The sequence below is a fragment of the Neisseria sp. P0008.S010 genome, assembly GCF_051962715.1.
In the GTDB taxonomy this organism is placed as follows: domain Bacteria; phylum Pseudomonadota; class Gammaproteobacteria; order Burkholderiales; family Neisseriaceae; genus Neisseria; species Neisseria elongata.
Genome location: NZ_JBQCVA010000127.1, coordinates 1 through 776 on the forward strand (window position 1 = coordinate 1; position 776 = coordinate 776).

General features: G+C 59.3%; 1 protein-coding gene. It reads left to right on the forward strand.

From position 1 onward, the window contains the following. The coding region (locus ACTHSL_RS12835; protein WP_440381681.1) for a phage tail tape measure protein at positions 1-776 on the forward strand (776 nt) is incomplete at both ends.

Genomic DNA, 776 nt, shown 5'->3' on the forward strand with positions numbered 1-776 from the left:
GTACAAACGCCAGCTGGCTGCACTTGGCGACAAGGTTACGTATCAGGAGCGCCTGAACGCGCTGGCGCAGCAGGCGGATAAATTCGCACAGCAGCAACGGGCAAAACGGGCCGCCATTGATGCGAAAAGCCGGGGGCTGACTGACCGGCAGGCAGAACGGGAAGCCACGGAACAGCGCCTGAAGGAACAGTATGGCGATAATCCGCTGGCGCTGAATAACGTCATGTCAGAGCAGAAAAAGACCTGGGCGGCTGAAGACCAGCTTCGCGGGAACTGGATGGCAGGCCTGAAGTCCGGCTGGAGTGAGTGGGAAGAGAGCGCCACGGACAGTATGTCGCAGGTAAAAAGTGCAGCCACGCAGACCTTTGATGGTATTGCACAGAATATGGCGGCGATGCTGACCGGCAGTGAGCAGAACTGGCGCAGCTTCACCCGTTCCGTGCTGTCCATGATGACAGAAATTCTGCTTAAGCAGGCAATGGTGGGGATTGTCGGGAGTATCGGCAGCGCCATTGGCGGGGCTGTTGGTGGCGGCGCATCCGCGTCAGGCGGTACAGCCATTCAGGCCGCTGCGGCGAAATTCCATTTTGCAACCGGAGGATTTACGGGAACCGGCGGCAAATATGAGCCAGCGGGGATTGTTCACCTTGGTGAGTTTGTCTTCACGAAGGAGGCAACCAGCCGGATTGGCGTGGGGAATCTTTACCGGCTGATGCGCGGCTATGCCACCGGCGGTTATGTCGGTACACCGGGCAGCATGGCAGACAGCCGGTCGC